15 protein-coding genes and 1 pseudogene are annotated in these 17,592 nt (G+C 41.1%); 8 read left to right on the top strand and 8 right to left on the bottom strand.

The features are described 5' to 3' along the window. The first annotated feature begins 17 nt into the window (after positions 1–17). The gene (locus tag LKE01_RS04660; protein WP_056981831.1) at positions 18–743 is read left to right on the top strand and encodes a DUF4430 domain-containing protein; all 726 of its coding nucleotides are present in this window, start codon (positions 18–20) and stop codon (positions 741–743) included. A 91-nt stretch (positions 744–834) separates the two neighbouring features. On the opposite strand, the gene LKE01_RS04655 is transcribed toward LKE01_RS04660, so the two are convergent. The 3 genes from LKE01_RS04655 to LKE01_RS04645 are packed head-to-tail and all read right to left on the bottom strand — an operon-like array spanning position 835 to position 3,719. Next, complete coding sequence (locus tag LKE01_RS04655) at positions 835–1,800, bottom strand: electron transfer flavoprotein subunit alpha/FixB family protein (RefSeq protein WP_054769211.1); 966 nt, start codon at positions 1,798–1,800, stop codon at positions 835–837. 13 nt (positions 1,801–1,813) lie between these two features. Beyond that, entirely contained in the window at positions 1,814–2,587 is a 774-nt protein-coding gene (locus LKE01_RS04650) for an electron transfer flavoprotein subunit beta/FixA family protein (RefSeq protein WP_054769210.1), read from the bottom strand. Between the two features lie 13 nt (positions 2,588–2,600). Continuing rightward, a complete protein-coding gene (locus LKE01_RS04645; protein WP_056981833.1) occupies positions 2,601–3,719 on the bottom strand; it encodes an acyl-CoA dehydrogenase family protein in 1,119 nt (372 codons plus the stop codon). 177 nt (positions 3,720–3,896) lie between these two features. On the opposite strand from LKE01_RS04645, the gene LKE01_RS04640 reads away from it, so the two are divergent. Continuing rightward, positions 3,897–4,751 carry a helix-turn-helix domain-containing protein gene (locus LKE01_RS04640; RefSeq protein ID WP_056981835.1) on the top strand — a complete coding sequence of 285 codons (855 nt, stop codon included), beginning with the start codon at positions 3,897–3,899 and terminating at the stop codon, positions 4,749–4,751. 50 nt (positions 4,752–4,801) lie between these two features. Here LKE01_RS04640 and LKE01_RS04635 read toward each other — a convergent pair whose 3' ends face one another. Further along, positions 4,802–5,665, bottom strand: a complete 864-nt coding sequence (locus LKE01_RS04635) for a tyrosine-protein phosphatase (protein ID WP_095344838.1) — start codon at positions 5,663–5,665, stop codon at positions 4,802–4,804. 173 nt (positions 5,666–5,838) lie between these two features. On the opposite strand from LKE01_RS04635, the gene LKE01_RS04630 reads away from it, so the two are divergent. The 5 genes from LKE01_RS04630 to LKE01_RS04610 all read left to right on the top strand — a co-directional run bounded on the left by LKE01_RS04630 (position 5,839) and on the right by LKE01_RS04610 (position 11,616). Continuing rightward, positions 5,839–6,324 (top strand): MarR family winged helix-turn-helix transcriptional regulator, encoded by a 486-nt coding sequence (locus LKE01_RS04630; RefSeq protein ID WP_056981837.1) that lies wholly within the window; start codon positions 5,839–5,841, stop codon positions 6,322–6,324. A gap of 135 nt (positions 6,325–6,459) precedes the next feature. Further along, complete coding sequence (locus tag LKE01_RS04625; RefSeq protein ID WP_056981840.1) at positions 6,460–8,061, top strand: Nramp family divalent metal transporter; 1,602 nt, start codon at positions 6,460–6,462, stop codon at positions 8,059–8,061. Positions 8,062–8,089: 28 nt separating this feature from the next. Beyond that, positions 8,090–8,539, top strand: coding sequence for a universal stress protein (locus LKE01_RS04620; RefSeq protein WP_054769208.1), 450 nt, complete (start codon positions 8,090–8,092; stop codon positions 8,537–8,539). Positions 8,540–8,649: 110 nt separating this feature from the next. Continuing rightward, positions 8,650–10,002, top strand: a complete 1,353-nt coding sequence (locus LKE01_RS04615; RefSeq protein ID WP_056981842.1) for an MFS transporter — start codon at positions 8,650–8,652, stop codon at positions 10,000–10,002. A gap of 189 nt (positions 10,003–10,191) precedes the next feature. Continuing rightward, the gene (locus LKE01_RS04610; RefSeq protein ID WP_054769207.1) at positions 10,192–11,616 is read left to right on the top strand and encodes an NAD-dependent succinate-semialdehyde dehydrogenase; all 1,425 of its coding nucleotides are present in this window, start codon (positions 10,192–10,194) and stop codon (positions 11,614–11,616) included. 71 nt (positions 11,617–11,687) lie between these two features. Here the strand turns inward: LKE01_RS04610 and LKE01_RS04605 are convergent, their stop codons facing one another. From LKE01_RS04605 to LKE01_RS04595, 4 genes are all read right to left on the bottom strand, one after another. Beyond that, positions 11,688–12,326, bottom strand: a complete 639-nt coding sequence (locus LKE01_RS04605; RefSeq protein WP_280541956.1) for a diacylglycerol/lipid kinase family protein — start codon at positions 12,324–12,326, stop codon at positions 11,688–11,690. Between the two features lie 55 nt (positions 12,327–12,381). Further along, positions 12,382–12,567, bottom strand: a complete 186-nt coding sequence (locus tag LKE01_RS12345; protein WP_280541959.1) for a diacylglycerol kinase family protein — start codon at positions 12,565–12,567, stop codon at positions 12,382–12,384. Positions 12,568–12,613: 46 nt separating this feature from the next. Beyond that, positions 12,614–13,105: an 8-oxo-dGTP diphosphatase gene (locus LKE01_RS04600; protein ID WP_056981844.1), complete on the bottom strand. Its 492-nt coding sequence runs from the start codon at positions 13,103–13,105 to the stop codon at positions 12,614–12,616. Positions 13,106–13,253: 148 nt separating this feature from the next. Continuing rightward, positions 13,254–14,588 carry an ammonium transporter gene (locus LKE01_RS04595; RefSeq protein WP_054769206.1) on the bottom strand — a complete coding sequence of 445 codons (1,335 nt, stop codon included), beginning with the start codon at positions 14,586–14,588 and terminating at the stop codon, positions 13,254–13,256. A gap of 491 nt (positions 14,589–15,079) precedes the next feature. On the opposite strand from LKE01_RS04595, the pseudogene LKE01_RS04590 reads away from it, so the two are divergent. Further along, positions 15,080–17,566 (top strand): annotated as a pseudogene (locus tag LKE01_RS04590) (DUF5695 domain-containing protein). The last annotated feature ends 26 nt before the right edge of the window (positions 17,567–17,592 follow it).

Here is a 17,592-nt window from a genome sequence, read left to right as displayed (position 1 = left end):
TATTAAAGGATGAGTTTATGAAAAAAGGTATCGGCATTGTCATCGGCCTTTTGTTGGTTCTGGGGTTGGCCTTTGGCTTTAGAGAAGTGATCGCCAATCAGCACCAGCGCCATGCAAGAACTGAAAAGGTTGCGAAAATGGATTCCGGCAGTCAGCCCAAAGCCGCGTCAAGTTCAGAGGCTACGAGTACGAAACAGCCAAAGGCTAAAAAGGCGACGAGCAAATCTGCCAAGAAACATCACAATTCTGCCAATAAGGGTACTTCAGCGACGAAGGCTTCTCAGTCAGCCAAGCCTGCCACTGCAAAAAGCAGCCGGGAACATGCGACTGCTTCAAAGCAAAGCCCAAGTTCTAAAAAGTCGGCTGCGTCGAAGCAAAGTCATCACTCAGTAAAGCAGCGGGTTACTCGAAAAAGAGCCTCGAAGTACACCGGGAAAGCCTATTTAAAGGTGTCCGGATACAAAAAGTTGTTTTATTCGGGTAATCTCCATATCACGAAAAAAACGACTGCGTTCACGTTGTTGGAGCAAACCAACTTAAAAGTGAAGTACACCAGCAGTCCAGCCATTTATGTCAGTTCGATCAATGGATTGAAAGAAAATGACGTCAAACCGGGCAGCGGATGGATGTATTCAGTCAACGGTAAATACGTTGATAAATCTGCCGGGGATAAGGCGATTAAGCCAGGCGACAAGGTTCACTGGTACTTTACGGTGAATGGATGGAGTCCGTCGGATCATTAAGGCTGGTTAGCGTTAGTGAAACAGTATGATTGATTCAAAAAATAAGCAGGCCCAAAACATGAAGTTTTTGGACCTGCTTATTTTTTATGGTTTATTTTACTTGATTCATTAAGGCATTTAAAAAGTCGGTTACATCACCAACATAGGCAAAATCTGAATCATCAAAGATTGGGGCATCCTTGTCAATGTTGACTGAAACGATCTTCTTGGCGTTTTTAATTCCAACAGTGTATTGAACAGCACCAGAAATTCCCAAATTAATTAGAAGATCAGCTGAAAGGCTTGCGCCACCGATACCAATTTGATCATCATGACTAAATTCGGCTTCATCGGTTAATGGACGAGAAACCCCAACCATTCCACCAAGCTTTGCTGCCAACTTCTGAGCCAGTTTAATATTTTTCTCGCTATAAGCACCACGACCAAGGGCAATCACAACTTTTGCGTCATCCAACTTAGATGAACTATTGATAATGGGGTCAGTGGCAATTATTTTACTATTTTTGTTCTTATGGAAGGTAAATTCAGCCTGAACAATTTCTGTTTGGCTGTTGTTCACTTTCTTAGCTCTAAAAGTATTCGGCCTAACTGTGACCATTTGTGGACGCTTGTCAGGGCAAACAATATCACACATGACATTATCACCGTAAGTTGGCTTTACCTGTACCAGCAGGTCATTTTCATAATAAATATCAAGACTGTCACCGGTCAAACCGGTTTGGAGTTTTGCTTGAAGGCGAGGGGCAATTGATCGTCCCAAAATTGTTGCAGGGAAGAGCAAACTATTTGGTCGATTTTGGTCAGTTACTTGAAATAAGGCATCGGCAAGTTCTTCATCGGTTGCTTCATCAAATTGGTCGTCTACTAATGATTCAATCCGATCAGGGCCATATTCTTTAATGATTGTTTCTGCTTGAGTTTTAGAAGTCTCTGGTACGACGGCTACGACTTTACGGCCATCTGCAATTTGTTTGGCTTTGGTAATCAGCTGCAAGCTGGTTGGCTCAATTTTTGAACCGGTTATTTCGACATATACCCAAATTTCGTTGTTATCCATAAGTTTGCTCCTCTCAGTCCAATTTGCTAAGCAGTTCGGAAACTGCTTCAGTTGGATCCACTGGCAAGACGGTCGTTTGTTTTAATTCTTTGGTTGGTTCATAAACCTTGGTGACTTTTGTAGGGGACCCAGATTGACCAATTTTTGAGAAATCGATATTTAGATCGTTTTCAGTCCAAGTGGTAATCTGCTTTTCAAAGCTTTCTTTAATATTCAACGGTGTTTCGTAACGTGGGGTATTTAATTCTTTTCTAACCGTAACCACTGCCGGCAGGGTTACCTGGACGTCTTGGACGGCAGAATCAAGCTGACGTTTAGCCACAATGGTATTTTCCGATTCCAGACTGACTGTTTCGGCAAAAGTTACCTGGGGGAAATTCAATAGCTCGGCCACAATCGGACCTACCTGACCGGTATCAGCATCGACGGATTGACGTCCAAACAACACCAAGTCAACATCACCGATAGCTTCAATCGCTTTTGCAAGGGTATAGCCGGTTGCCAGTGTGTCAGCACCACCAAATGCTCGAGAGCTTACCAGAACGGCACTATCGGCACCCATCGCCATTCCATCTCGAAGGGAAGTAGTATAACTATCAGGGCCCATACTTAAGAGGATGACTTCACCACCAGCTTGATCACGAAGCTGAAGGGCGGCCTCAATTGCATTCTTATCAAATGGATTGATAATTCCCTGAATTCCTGAACGAACTAGGTTGTTTGTTTTCGGGTCAATTTTAACGGAATCTGTTTCTGGTACTTGTTTAACTCCAACAACAATTTTCATGAGTTATGCTCCTTTACTTCGCAATCTCAGCGTTAGTGATTTCAAAATTCATTTTTTCAATTGTCCCTTCGGCTAGTTCCATGGCTCTGGCATCTCGAATCAGGTGTTCAACCGGATATTCATGGCTGTAACCATAACCGCCAAGAATTTGAAGTGCTTTGTCACTCGCAGCAACTGCTGATCGACTGCCATAGGATTTGGCCATTGCGGCAACTTCAGCATACGGGCGACCGGTAATTTTATTTTGGGCACCTTTTTGATAAAGTGCTTGGGTGTTTTGCTTGGCAATTGCAATGTCAGCAATTTTTTCTTGAGTGACCTGTAATTGATACAGCGGTGTATCCAATGCTTTTCGCTCTTTGGAATAGCTGACTGCGGTTTGCAATGCATGATCAGTGATTCCAGTTAGTACCGCACCCATCAAAACTCGTGCATCGGCATGGGCATTGTCACCAATTTCCAAGCCTTCACCAATGGTTCCTAATAAATGACTTTCGGGAACGACCACATGGTTGAGAACAATTTCGCCAACTGGTACACCTTTCAGCCCAATGAAATCCTCTCGTTTGCCAAATTTAAAACCAGGCATATCTTTATCGACTACAAAGACAGCCATTTGGTCATCCTGGGTTTTGGATAAGACACAGTAAACTTCTGCAAGCCCACCGTTTGTGATCATAATTTTGTCACCTGTAATAACCCAGTTGTGGCCCTGCTTGATAGCTCGGGTGGCGATTCCTTTCGGGTTGGACCCGCCTGATGGTTCAGTCATAGAGAAGGCAAAAATTCGTTTGACAGCACTTGGAAGATACTTCTCATTCAATTCCTTATTTCCATATTTAATAAATTGTTCAATGGTTTTGAAATGGCCTTCAAGGGTAACGGCCATGCTAGCGTTGCCGACAGCAATTTTTTCAAGTGCTTCAGCTGCAGCAACGTAGTCAAAACCGGCACCACCGTATTCCCTTGGGAGAGTGATTCCCAGTAGACCAGTGTCGATGACTTTTTGTAATAAGCCGTCAGGATAATCGCCGTTGGCATCGATGGTCATATCTAGTGGGGCCAACTCGTTTGTGGTGAATTCCTTGATCATTTGAATAAGCATTTGGTTTTGATCGTTAGTTATCGACATATTAAGTCCTCCTGTGCATACTTTCACAATACTTTATATTCCAAAATTATATATTCATATATTCCAAAAGTCAATATAAATGTTTATATATTTTGAGTATAATTTGGTGTTAACTAATATAATATGGTAATATTAGTTTATAAATTAATGTGGAACTGGTTGGGAGGCATGGTATAAGTGAATATTCAAAAATTCGTTGAACGCAGGAAAAAGCTTGGATATTCCCAAAGCGAGCTTGCTAAAGGCATTTGCACACAAGCTACTATTAGTAAGTTTGAAAACAATGGGAAAATGATTTCAACCAAGATTTTAACTCAGTTGTGTCAGCGGTTGGGGTTATCATTGAGTGACATTTTTCCCAGTGAGTCTGATAAGGACTCTGCGGTGCGGGATGATTTGCGCAGGGCTGAATTTGATCTGATTATTACCGAATATGATGAAGCATTGAGTATTTTAAAATCCCTTAATGTTAAGGAGATTTCGGATAAACAAATTCAGATGGAATATTTGTTTATTCGCGGATATGCGTTGGCACTTAGCCAGCAGGATACGGATGAAGCGGTTTTTTGTTTCGATCAGATTTTAAATGGCTATGATGAGGAACATGCGACTGTCTATTCCCCGTTGGCATATGTCGGTATGGGAATTTCATATCAACAGGCCGGCAATTTTGATAAGGCTGAATTTTATTTTTCAAAAATGCCTCAACGATTGAAGACGATGTCTAATAATGATGTTGATTCTGTTTGGAAATCTCTGACCATGTTGTTTTATACCGGAAGCTTTTATTCCGCCACAAATGATGTTGAAACCAGCAATATGCTGCTGCAGTCACTTGTTAATCTAAGTTCAGCCAGGCATGTGACTTTCTACGTTGCCAGGGCGAAGTTTGAGATGGCAGTTAATGAGCGTGATACCCATGGTAAAACTTCGGATTTTAATGAATTACTGAATGATGCCATGGCATTTGCACGATTTAATAACAATAAACACTTGATCATGCAAATTAATACCTATTTAAAAAGTATCTAAAAAGCATCAGAATCATTTCACGCCATTTGGGGTGGAATAATCCTGATGCTTTATTTTGTTAAATAATTTTTTCTAAGTTGTTGGATATCCTTATTTGATAATCTCATCTGCGTATGGAGATAATGCTTCATTGATCCGGAATGGTGATAAATAGCAGCGTAGGCTGCATTTAAGTAAGCTGTTTTGGCTGTCCGGGATCGTTTTAAATTGGTCAGTACTTTTCGATTATGCGTGTGGCGCTTCATCAGTCGGTACTCATGCCGGGTAGTTGACTTCAGATAATGATTGGATGCCAGGTAGTTTCTCATAATGGTGGTCTTTGGAACACCAAGACTCGACAAAATCAACATTGTTGCAATGCCGGTTCGGTCTTTACCATAGGTACAGTGGTATAAGATCGCACCGGATTTTTGTTTAAGCAGATAGTGGAACATTGACCTATAGGCCTTGATACTGTGGGGCTGGACAACCATTTTTTCGTAAAACAATTCCATGTTATTCGGTTGTTTGGCTGCGAGCTGTTGGATATATTGCGCAGTTGTGTGGACTCCAAATTTGGGATCAGCCATAACACTTAAACGGTGATATCGAGTTCCGTGCAGTTTGGCGTCAGGGGCTTGCTTAATTTCGCTCTTGGATCGGAAGTCCAAAATGACTTTAACATTGGCTCGTTTTGACAGTTTCCATTTGTCATGGCCACTGAGGTGAGTGAGGGCCGATGAGCGAATTAAACGATTGCTTTTGATGTGTTGGCCATTTTTAGCTCGAATGCCTCCGAGGTCGCGTACGTTTGGAACTTTCGTTAATTTAATTTGGTTTCCAATCGGCGACGTTTTTTTAGCGGCTACAGTCGGGAGAAAGCAAATTGTTGCTAATAAGGTTACTGAAATTGTTTTAATAAGTTTGCGTTTCATGATGTCCTCCCGATAGTTCATTATATGTCTATTCTGGCATGTATACATAGATTTATAGAACGATTAGCTCCGTTCTATTCGAAACTTCGACTTTGCAAATTATATTCCATGGAATATAATCGTCCTAATACCTATTTTAGTAACACACAAATATATATTCCGAGGAATGCAAAATGAAAAGAAAAACAGTGATCGAAATAATCAAAGACGAACTTGATTTGTTTAATACCTATAATAATGATCAGGAAATACTTGGATTTATCAAAGAAAGCGATCAGTTGGATTCGAGACTGACTTCAGGATTAACAACCAGTGATCTCAAAGTTTTAAGTACAGCCGACCAATTGGGAGAAACTAAAATCTCCGATATTGTCGACCAAGTGCCGTTAACCCAGGGAGCCGTTTCAAAAATTATCAGCAAGCTTGTCAGAAGGGGCATTGTGGCCAAATTTCATCAGCTGGGCAATCATAAAGATAGTTTTGTCAAACTAACCGAATCAGGCACCGGGATTAATAACATCTATCGTCATTATCATAAGCAGGAAGAGGCTGAATTTAAGAAAATATCCGAGAGCTTTTCAAAGGACGATTTGGAGAAGATTACCAAATTTCTAAAACAGGTTAACGAAATACGAAAAAAAAAAAGTAAAAAGCAGTAACCGTTTTCTTTCTTATGGGAGCGAAAGTCTGAGTCTATCGCGTTTAAAAACAAAGTTAGGTTTCCCTAATTTTAGATTTACAAAGTGCAAAATTATGCTAATATTAATTTGTACAAAACATAAGGAGGTACTTTGATGCCAAAGGAAAAACAACCAAAGAAGCAGCATTTGATTCACTATGCAAATGGTCCTTCGTTGGAAGAAATTAACGGAACTATTGAAGTTCCGAAGGGTCGCGGATTCTGGAAAACTTTATTTATGTATTCAGGACCTGGTGCATTAGTTGCCGTTGGATACATGGATCCCGGTAACTGGTCAACTTCAATTACAGGTGGTCAAAATTTTGAATACCTGTTAATGTCTGTTATCTTACTATCGAGTTTAATTGCCATGTTACTGCAATATATGGCGGCTAAACTGGGTATTGTGTCTCAGATGGATTTGGCTCAGGCCATTCGTGCCAGAACCAGTAAAACACTTGGAATTGTATTATGGATTTTGACTGAGTTAGCTATTATGGCTACTGATATCGCGGAAGTTATTGGTGCTGCGATTGCCCTTTATCTTCTGTTCCATATTCCACTAGTGTATGCCGTATTTATTACCGTATTTGATGTTTTACTTTTGCTATTATTAACCAAAGTTGGTTTCAGAAAGATCGAAGCAATCGTTGTTTGTTTGATCTTAGTTATCCTGTTTGTCTTCATCTACGAAGTTGCTTTGTCAGAACCAGATTTCGGTGCAATGGTTAAGGGATTAATCCCAACTGGTCAAACATTCTCAAGTGCTGACCACGTTAACGGTGACACACCATTAACCGGTGCCTTAGGTATCATTGGTGCTACTGTTATGCCCCATAACCTGTATCTGCATTCAGCTATTTCTCAAACACGTAAAGTTGATCATAACGATCAAGACGATGTTGCACGTACCGTACGTTTCTCAACTTGGGATTCAAACATCCAGTTGTCATTCGCATGGGTTATCAACTCACTCTTGTTAGTTATGGGTGTTGCTGTGTTCAAGACTGGTGCTGTTAAGGATCCTTCATTCTTCGGATTGTTCGATGCCTTATCAAACACTTCTATGTTAAGTAACGGTATCTTAATCGCCGTTGCCAAGTCTGGAATTCTTTCAATCCTGTTTGCCGTTGCCCTGTTGGCTTCAGGTCAAAATTCAACCATTACCGGTACTTTAACTGGTCAGGTTATCATGGAAGGTTTCATTCACATGAAGATGCCACTATGGCTTCGTCGTTTAGTTACCCGTTTGATTTCTGTTATTCCTGTTTTGATTTGTGTTGCCATGACTAGTAACGAAACTCCAATCAAGCAACATGAGGCGTTAAACACGTTAATGAACAACTCACAGGTATTCTTGGCGTTCGCTCTGCCATTCTCAATGCTTCCATTATTGATGATGACTGATAATGCCAAAGAAATGGGTGAACGTTTCAAGAACACACTTTGGGTTAAGGTTCTTGGCTGGGTATCAGTATTGGCCTTGACATTCCTTAACATGAAGGGTCTTCCTGATAACATTACCAGTTTCTTCGGTGCTGCTCCTTCCGCAAGTCAAGTTTCACTTGCCCACACAATTGCTTATGTAATTATTGTTGCGATTGTATTATTACTTCTTTGGACAGTTTACGATCTGTACTCAAGCAGAAACAAGATGCCTCAACGTTTCGAAACAACTGCTGAGCATTATGATGAAAGTAAAAAGGATAAAGAGTAATATATAACTAGAAGGAGGGTCAGATTAGATGCAAAATGATAATACTCCACACACAAAATTTAAGAGAATTTTAGTTGGTGTTGATGATTCACCTGATGCTCAATTAGCATTTCGGTATGCAATTTCTGAAGCTCGTCTTTCAGGCGCTTCATTAGTAATTGCTTCTGTTCTTGAATCTGATAATGTCAACGTCTTCCAAGCACTTAACAAAGACTTTGTTCATGGTGAGCGTAAAGATTTGGCAGAACATCTTAACCAATATCGTGAATTAGCACTTCGAGCAGGTGTCAAGACCGTTGATACTGTTGTCGAAGAAGGAGATCCTGGTGAGGTAATTGTTAAGACAATTATCCCAGCTGTCCATGCTGACTTACTGATCGTTGGATCATTATCTAAGACTGGTGTTCGTAAGTACTTCGGTTCACAAGCTGCATATATGGCTAAGTACTCACCAATCTCAGTAATGGTTGTACGTTAATACTGAGCTTTACGGAAACATTGCTTAAAATTTAAGTGTATTATTAACAGGATCGGAAATTTTATTTCCGGTCCTGTTTTAGCAAGAAATTATTGAAGGGGGAAATTCGTTTGGAACTCACAGAAAAAAGCCGCAAGTGGTTTATTGCGACATTACTTTTGGGAACATTCACGATGTCCATTAGTCAGTCTTCACTTTCAACTGCTTATCCGACATTCATGAAGTACTTTAATTTACCTGCTAGTACAATTGCTTGGTTAACAACAGGTTTCATGCTGATCATGTCGGTTGTTATGCCACTGTCGCCATGGTTGATGAAGAACTTTAGATTCAAGCCATTATACCTGACATTACTAATCAACTTCGTTATTGGTACCTTAATTATTATTTGGGCGCCCAACTTTCTGATTATGATGGTTGGTCGTTTAATGGAAGGATTTAGTGTTGGTGTTTTGTTCCCATCATATCAGTCAATTATTTTGGAGATCACACCAACTGATCACCGTGGCTCCGTTATGGGAACCGTTGGTTTGGTCATGGGTTCTGCGCTTGCAGTTGGCCCGATCATTTCTGGAGTTCTGCTGCAATTCTTCCCTTGGGAAGCAATTTTTGCCTTCTTCTTAATTGTTTTGACAGTTGTATTCTTGCTGGCTCTCAAAACGGTTATTAGTCCGTTGAAGATTGAATCCACCAAGTTTGATTTTATTTCAGTATTCATGTCATTAGGAATTATTGGGTTACTGTACTTTATCAACGAAATTTCTCATATGACTCCTACTACCACCTACCTGAACTGGGGTATTCTGATTGTTTCACTGATATTATTGTTCATGTTTGTTCGTCGTCAATTGAAGATGCCACAGCCACTATTGCGATTGGATATTCTTTCAATCACCAACTTTGACTTGGGTGTCGCATTGACATCACTTTCATACATGTCCTTAATTACAGTTACTATTATTATGCCATTGTATTATCAACAGATTCTTGGCTTAACACCGTTATGGTCTGGCCTTGCACTGGTACCAGCCGCTGCAATTCTTTCATGGTTAAATCGACGTAGTGGCCGTTTGGCTGATCGAATTGGGTTTAAGCCGGTTATTATGATTGGCTTTGGTTTGTTTATTGTTGGATGGGCCGCTCTGCTATTGTTCTCATCACTGAACAGTATCTGGATTGCCGTTATCTGCTCAATTATCATTGAGTCTGGAAATGCGTTTGCAATGATGCCAGCCACCACATTAGGTGCCAATTCACTGACCAACGATTTGATCCCGCATGGTTCTTCCATTATTTCGACTATTCGTCAGATTATGGGTTCAACCGCGATTGTTATTGCGACCGTTGTACTCGGAAACAAGAACTTCAATGCGGTGTTCCTGACATTCCTTATTTTGGAAATCATTGCGATCGTTTTGGTATTCAAGATTAAAGATACCAAGAAAGAGCCGGCTAATGCCTAGTTTGAATTGTGAATCCTAATATATTTTCATAAGTAACATGCGTTGACTATTGAATTGGTTAACCATTATGAAAATCACAATGTATTTTGTTGTAACTATTTTCATGTCATGATATTCTATATTTGGATGTTGAAATATCTGTATCGGTTTTGAAGCATACAGGTTTATCCAAATTTAGGAGGTTATATAATGGCATATCGTACTGTTAATCCTTACAACAACGAAGTTGTTAAGGAATATCCAAATGCTACCGATGATGAGTTGCAAGCTGCATTAGCAACTGGTCACGATTTATATGAATCAATGAAGAAACAAGATATTTCCGAAAGAGCTAAGATTCTTCACAACGTTGCTGATAAGTTGCGTGAACATGAAGATGAATTAGCCAAAGCTTGTACGATTGATATGGGTAAATTAATTGGTGAATCACGAGGCGAAGTTGAGCTTGTTGCTCTGATTGCCGATTGGTTTGCTGATCATGGCGAAGACTTATTAAAGCCTGAAAAGATTGATACAATTGCAACTGGTGAAGCCGAAGTTCAACACCACGCAACCGGGGTTGTCATGATGGTTGAACCATGGAACTTCCCTTACTACCAAATTATGCGTGTATTTGCACCTAACTTTATGGTAGGGAACCCAATGATTCTGAAGCATGCTTCAAATACACCAACATCAGCTCAAATGTTTGCGGATGTGGTTGCTGAAGCTGGTGCTCCTAAGGGATCATTGACCAATTTGTTCCTTTCATATGATCAAGTTACTGAAGCAATTGACGATCCTCGTGTTCAAGGAGTTGCTTTAACTGGTTCCGAACGTGGCGGTACTGCCGTTGCTTCAGCTGCTGGTAAGGCACTTAAGAAGAACACAATGGAGCTTGGTGGAATGGATCCATTTGTTGTATTGGGTGACGCTAACATGGATGATGTGAATGACATTGCATGGCGGGCACGGATTTACAATGATGGTCAGGTATGTACTTCATCCAAGCGTTTCATCGTGATGGACAATGTGTACGATGAATTCGTTGAAAACTTAAAGAAGAAGTTTGCTGCACTGAAGCCTGGCGATCCAATGGATCCTAAGACAACTTTGGCTCCAATGAACACTGAACGTGCCAAGAACAAACTGCAGAAACAATTGGACGGCGCAATCGCTGCCGGTGCCAAAGTTGTTTATGGTAATGAACCAATTGATCTTCCTGGTCAGTTCTTCAAACCAACAATTTTGACCGATGTCACTAAAGACAATCCAGCATACAGCGAAGAAATGTTTGGCCCAATCGCCGTTGTCTACAAGGTTCACAGTGAACAAGAAGCGATTGATCTTGCAAACGATAACCCTTACGGACTTGGCGGAATTGTTTTTGCCGGTGATGCTGATCACGGTGCTGAAGTTGCATCACAAATTGAAACTGGAATGGTCTTTGTTAACAACTTTATGTCAACATTGCCTGAAATTCCATTTGGCGGTGTTAAATTATCAGGATACGGCCGTGAAATGAGTCATATTGGTCAAATGGCCTTTGTCAACGAGCAGTTGATTGTTAAGGCTGACAAGCCTAACATGAATAACCTTGCCGGTGGCTTGGTTGCCGTTGACCCTGCTGACTAATTAGCCGATTAAACCAATTTGAATTTAATATATGAAAAAAGTCATCAATCACTGTTGTGGTTGATGACTTTTTATGTTTTCGGGACAATGACCTGTAAAAAATCAGGCTGCGTCTGAACTGTGAATGGGACACACATTGCCGGATCACCGTCAATTCGAGCCTCAATTGTTTGGTCGGATAAACCTTCAATTTTGACTGATTTTGTTTTAAAGTATCGAACCCCACTGGCGTTTTTGAGGTTACCCGTCACAAAGTACCGCAGGTAAGTGATCAGAGACAGAGGTGAAAAGCGTTTCAGCCAGAAGACGTGAAGGTAATCATCATCGTAGGAAGCTTCAGGATTAAAAGAGATGAAACCGCCAACTGAATTGGTTGTCGTGATGAGTAGAATCTGTGCTCGAAAAGCCTTTGATCGGCCATTTGCCGTCAATTTGAGCTTATAAGAGTGGTTGGAATAAAGTTCTTTAAAGCCCTTAATTAGATAGATGATTTTTCCAAACTTCTTCTTTTCCTCGTCTTTCACATTTCTCGCAATGTCTGCCAATCTTCCAAGGGTGAGACTGCTGACCACCGGCGTTTTCCCGATGGCCCCCAGATCGACTTCGGTCGGATTGCCATGGATGAGATTTTTGATGGCATCTGTTGTATTCAGGGGAATCTTCAATGCTCGAGCAAAGTTATTCACTGTCCCACCGGGAATGATACCCAAAGGAATTGATTTTCCAGCCTTTAGGAAGCCTTCACAGGCCGTGTTGATTGAGCCATCACATCAGGCAATCAAATCCTTCAACCGACTGTTTGACTTGGCTCACTGCATCTTCTCGCGACTGGGTCGGACTTAAAACAGCTGAGCGGCCGTGTTCCTCCAAATATAACTTTGTCTGTTCAGCAATCTTTTTATTATCACTGGTTCCAGCATTGCCATTATAAATAATCAGGTATTTTTTCATGGGGCACCTCCTCCGTTAGATTGCTGCGGATTATGGCTTAATTATATTATGAATGCCCGTTTGAGTCGTCTTTGGGGATTATGGTTAAGGAACCATTCATGACTGCGGAAGCGGCATCCACAGTATGCGGATCGGTGAAAATTTTGAGGAACTTCATGAAGCTTTCTGCGGTATTGTCTTCGTTTAAATCTTTCAAAGGCATCCAGAGGTTTTTCCCTTCATCGGATTGTTTGAGGGTACCGGTAAAATCGCTGGTCCGGTATAAGAAACCAATTCGGCGATAAGCTGGTTCTTCGTTAAACCATTCAACGGTTCCGCAGGACTGTAAATGACTGACAATTAAGCCGGTTTCTTCAAAGACTTCCCGAACCATCGCATCGTAGAGGCTTTCTCCTTTTTCAACGTGACCGCCTGGAAAGGTATGACCGAATTTCCAAGCGACGTCGGTTTTATCTTCAACTAGCACTTCTTTGGTTTCTTCATTGTAAATCATGCACATATTAACCATTTCAATTGATTCGCTTCTCGAATATGTCATTTTGACCTCCTACAAGTTCTTTCATTTAATATGTCTAAATTATATCTCACGTTGGTCGTTTCAAATATTTTTTAAGCGAATATAAAAGAGCCTTCAATTCATCGGCTTGAATTGAAGACCCAACTTTTTATTGTTATGAATGTTTAAATCAATGTAAATGGGGATCCTTATTGGTGTCCAGTCCACCAAGCTGACCTCTGAATTCCTTTGAATAGAGGTTCAAATCGGATCTGTACTCGTCGAGATTTTCACTCATGTCAACGGTGTAATCAGCTTCCTCACCGTGTTCACCTTTATCCAAGCCCATCTTTTCTTCTTTCCGGTTAACCCGCATTGGCATTACCAAGCTCAACAGCTTAATGATGATTGATGCAGCAATCGTAACGAAGACGATAGTAGCAAGTGTTGCAATGATTTGAACACCTAACTGATGGAAACCACCACCATAGAAGGCACCATTATGAGCAACGATTGGGTTGACTGATTTGGTAGCAAATAGTCCGGTTGCAATTGAACCCACAATTCCACTGACACCATGGCATCCAAATGCATCCAAAGCATCATCAACACCAATTCGATCTTTGAGATAGTTTACAAAGAAGTAGCTGGCAAATGTTGAGAACATGCCAATCCAAAATGATCCGGCGATAGTGACAAACCCACAGGCAGGGGTGACACCAACTAATCCACAAAGGGTACCGGTACAAACACCAACCAAGGTTGGCTTACCGTTGATAATCATGTCCAAAATCATCCAGGTTACCATTGCGGTACCAGTGGACATTGTGGTTGTGATAGTTGCTTGAGCGGCAATGTTGTCAACACCCATTGCTGATCCGGCGTTAAACCCATACCAACCAATCCAAAGAATGGTGGCACCAAGTAAAACCCAAGGTAAGTTGTAGTGGGTATGAGGAATATCACCAAATTTAACTCGTTTGCCCAAGAAGGCTGAAAGAACAAATGCCGTAACACCAGCGTTGATATGAACAACGGTTCCACCGGCGAAATCCAAGGTTCCAAGTCCGGCAAGCAATCCGTTGGGACTCCAAACCAGATGGACCATTGGATAGTAAATGATGATTGACCATAGAATTAAGAATACCAACAAGAAGTTGAATTTAATCCGGCCAACAACCGCACCAACGAATAGTGCAGGAGTGATAATTGCAAACATCATTTCAAAGACTGAGAAGATCCCGGTTGGAATCTTGGTTGCGGTCAGTGAAGTTAAGTCGACACCATTCATGAAGAAATTCTTGACGTCACCAACAACACCGCCAATATTTCCTGAGAATGACAATGAATAGCCGATCACAATCCAAAGAACAATTGCGACACCAGTCATAATGAAGACAGACAGCATCGTGTTAACAACGTTTCGCTTTGAAACCAGGCCCCCATAGAAAAACGCTAATCCGGGAGTCATGAATAATACCAAAATACTGGATAAAATCATGAACGAGGTATTTGCAGCATTCATAACATCGCTTCCTTCTCTTTTAATGTCATAAATTCTAACATCATCTTTTTGAAACGTCCAGTACATTTTGAAATTGGTTAGAAAATTATAAAAGCACTCATTAATTTGGAAACGGTGCCAACGCCAGTGATAAAGCAATTGTATTTGGCCAATTTAAGATGAAAAAAGTTTCTGAATTGGATTGGTATATGTAATTAAACCTAACATATTCGACTAAAAAACTGACGGCAACGTGACATGATTGATGATCCCATTTCAGAATTGAGTCCTCGAATTATTTGAATCTGAGACCTTGAATGAAAAATGTCCGTTTTTTCTACCAGAAATGTGGCTTTAACTATTTTATAATAACGTTGTAACCGTTATCATAGAAGATGTATTTATATGATCGTTTTTGGTGAAAATGATTGGAAACACAGGATCATCAACCAAAACGACATCTCAGATTAACTTTGACAAACCATTCTTAATTACTTGAATAAAGGAGCGAAATGATGAAAAGAAAATTTGAACTTGAGAAATCTACCGCTAATGATGCAATCCTCAATAAGCTTGCAGTTACAAACAGTGACGGCAGCTTTGACTTCGGTATGAGTAAATCCAAAGTTAAGCGACAAGGCAAAGGCTATTACCAACTTGGAGATATCACGATTTCCTTACGAACCATCTTCAACCCTTGGGACACCTATAGAACGGCTTTTGACGAAGAACTAAAAGACTGTCCACTGGATGTGTCACGTGAGTGGAAAACTTCAGAAGATGGCACTGAAACCACCTTTACAATTAAACTTAACAATCCGACCAAAGAAGAATATGAAGTCGGCGGTTTGGGCGTTGCCATGATTTTTAACCAAATTCTGACAGACAACACTTTGGATGAAAGCCACCAAAACTGTGTCTTTTCCGATCCATATATCGGCAATGATGCCGGATATGTTCAGGTAACTCGGCTAAGCGGCGATGAACCGACACTACTGGTTACTCCTGGAAAGAACGCTCATTTTGAGGCTTACCGGCCATTGAATGACGATAAGACGCCACGAAGAGTGACGTTTGAAGGATTTTACGAGTGGACAATTCTCTCATTTGCCTATGCTGAAAGTGACTGGTTCGATCAGAAACATTGGAATAAGCCGACTTCATTGATTTTAAAGCCGGGTGAAGGCCAGGAATATTCACTTCGATTCACAGTCATTGATAACCAGGCTGACGTGCCCGAAGAACTTCATCGTTTGGGTATGCCAGTTGTTGATAGTGTTCCAGGCTACACAATTCACGGAACTGAAACCGCTCATTTGACGATTAACGCGAAGAGTCCAATCACTTCGATCAAAGTTTCTCCTGAAAATGCCTTGGACATTTATCAAGCCGGAGACGGTTCGTATAAGCTCGTTGGCACCGGTGATTACTATGGGTATGCCGACGTCTTGGTTGAGTACGAAGACGGCACTCACCAGACGATTAATTACTTTGTATTGGACGCTGCCGATAAGGCCGTTAAAAAACTAGCTGATTTCCATGTTAAAAATCAGTGGCTTGAGGATGATGACAAATATGGGAGAAAACATGCATTTATCACTTATGACCGGGATGCAAAACAAAAGGTCTTAAATGAACGGCGCACGTTTATCTCTGGGGTATCTGACGAAGTTGGTGCCGGGCCAAACTTATTGATGGCTTCGAAAAACCTGCTGATGCCGGATAAACATCAAGTTCAGTTGTTGGAAGAATACGTTGACGATGTTTTGTGGGGAAAGTTGCAAAATAAAGACGACTATTCGGTCCGAGCCAGCCTTTACTATACGGATGAGAACTCCCCATATAGTTGGGCATCATGGGACAAGTCTCGATCCGAGGAAACGTGGCGGGCATATAATTATGTTCACCAGGCAGCCATTTATTGGATGATGTATCGCTTAGCCCGAAATTACGATGGCTTGGTTACTAATCACGACTGGCAGTGGTATTTGGATCATGCTTATCACACAGTGATGGCAATGCATAAGTTTGCCACCAAGGATAAATTTATGTATTTGGAACAGTTTGGCTTGATGGTCGGCAGCGTTCATTTGTGGATCTTAAAGGATTTGGAATATGAAGGCTGGGATGAAAAAGCCAAGAAATATGAGGCATATATGCGTCTCCGTTACCAAATTTGGGCAAGCCTGAAGTACCCATAAGGCAGTGAAATGCCTTGGGATTCAACTGGCCAAGAAGAAATCTATGTTTGGTGTGATTACTTTGGTGATGAAGAGAAGGCCAAGCAGACGGTTGATGCCGTAAAAGCATACACACCTTCAATCCCTAATTGGGGTTATAACGGCGCTGCACGACGTTACTTTGATTCCGCTGTTTATGGTAAGCGGGAAGTCATGGGCAGGCTGTTTGGCCATTATGGTTCGCCTTTGAACGCAATTCCACTTCTTCAGAGTTACAAGGAGCACCATTCAGATGATTTGTATCTGCTGAAAGTGGGTTATGCTGCTTCAACCAGTGCTTTGACAACAATTAACCAAGACGGCTTTGGTTCAATGGGATATTTGGCAAATCCCGATATCATGGACTTTGAACCTTATACCGGAGATTACGGCCAGTCATTTTATGGTTATATGCACGAAGCTGGTCAATTTGTTCACTTCGATCCACAAGCTGGTTGGCTATCATTTGGCGGTGAAGTCGAAGACAATGGGAATATGATTTTAACCATGAAACCAACGGATGCCTTTCACAAGCGACTGTTTGTTCACGGCGAAGAGACTGACTTTGAGATTATTTCGGAAACAGTTCCGATTAAGGATGTTGTCTACGATTTTGCGAATGACAAAATATTCGTTAACTTCTCAGAACCAAAGGTTGCGCCAAGAAATCTCCGAATTCGAACTTCAGAGAATGTTCGGCCAACTGAAAATGGCCAAATGGTTCGTGGGGCATATGAGTTTGATCCACTCGCACGTCAGCTGACATTTAAAATTAAATAATTTTGTATGCAAAAACCGACCAAAGA

It is taken from the genome of Lentilactobacillus kefiri, from assembly GCF_007989105.1.
Classification (GTDB): Bacteria; Bacillota; Bacilli; order Lactobacillales; family Lactobacillaceae; genus Lentilactobacillus; species Lentilactobacillus kefiri.
This window is presented reverse-complemented; position numbering and strand designations above follow the sequence as displayed.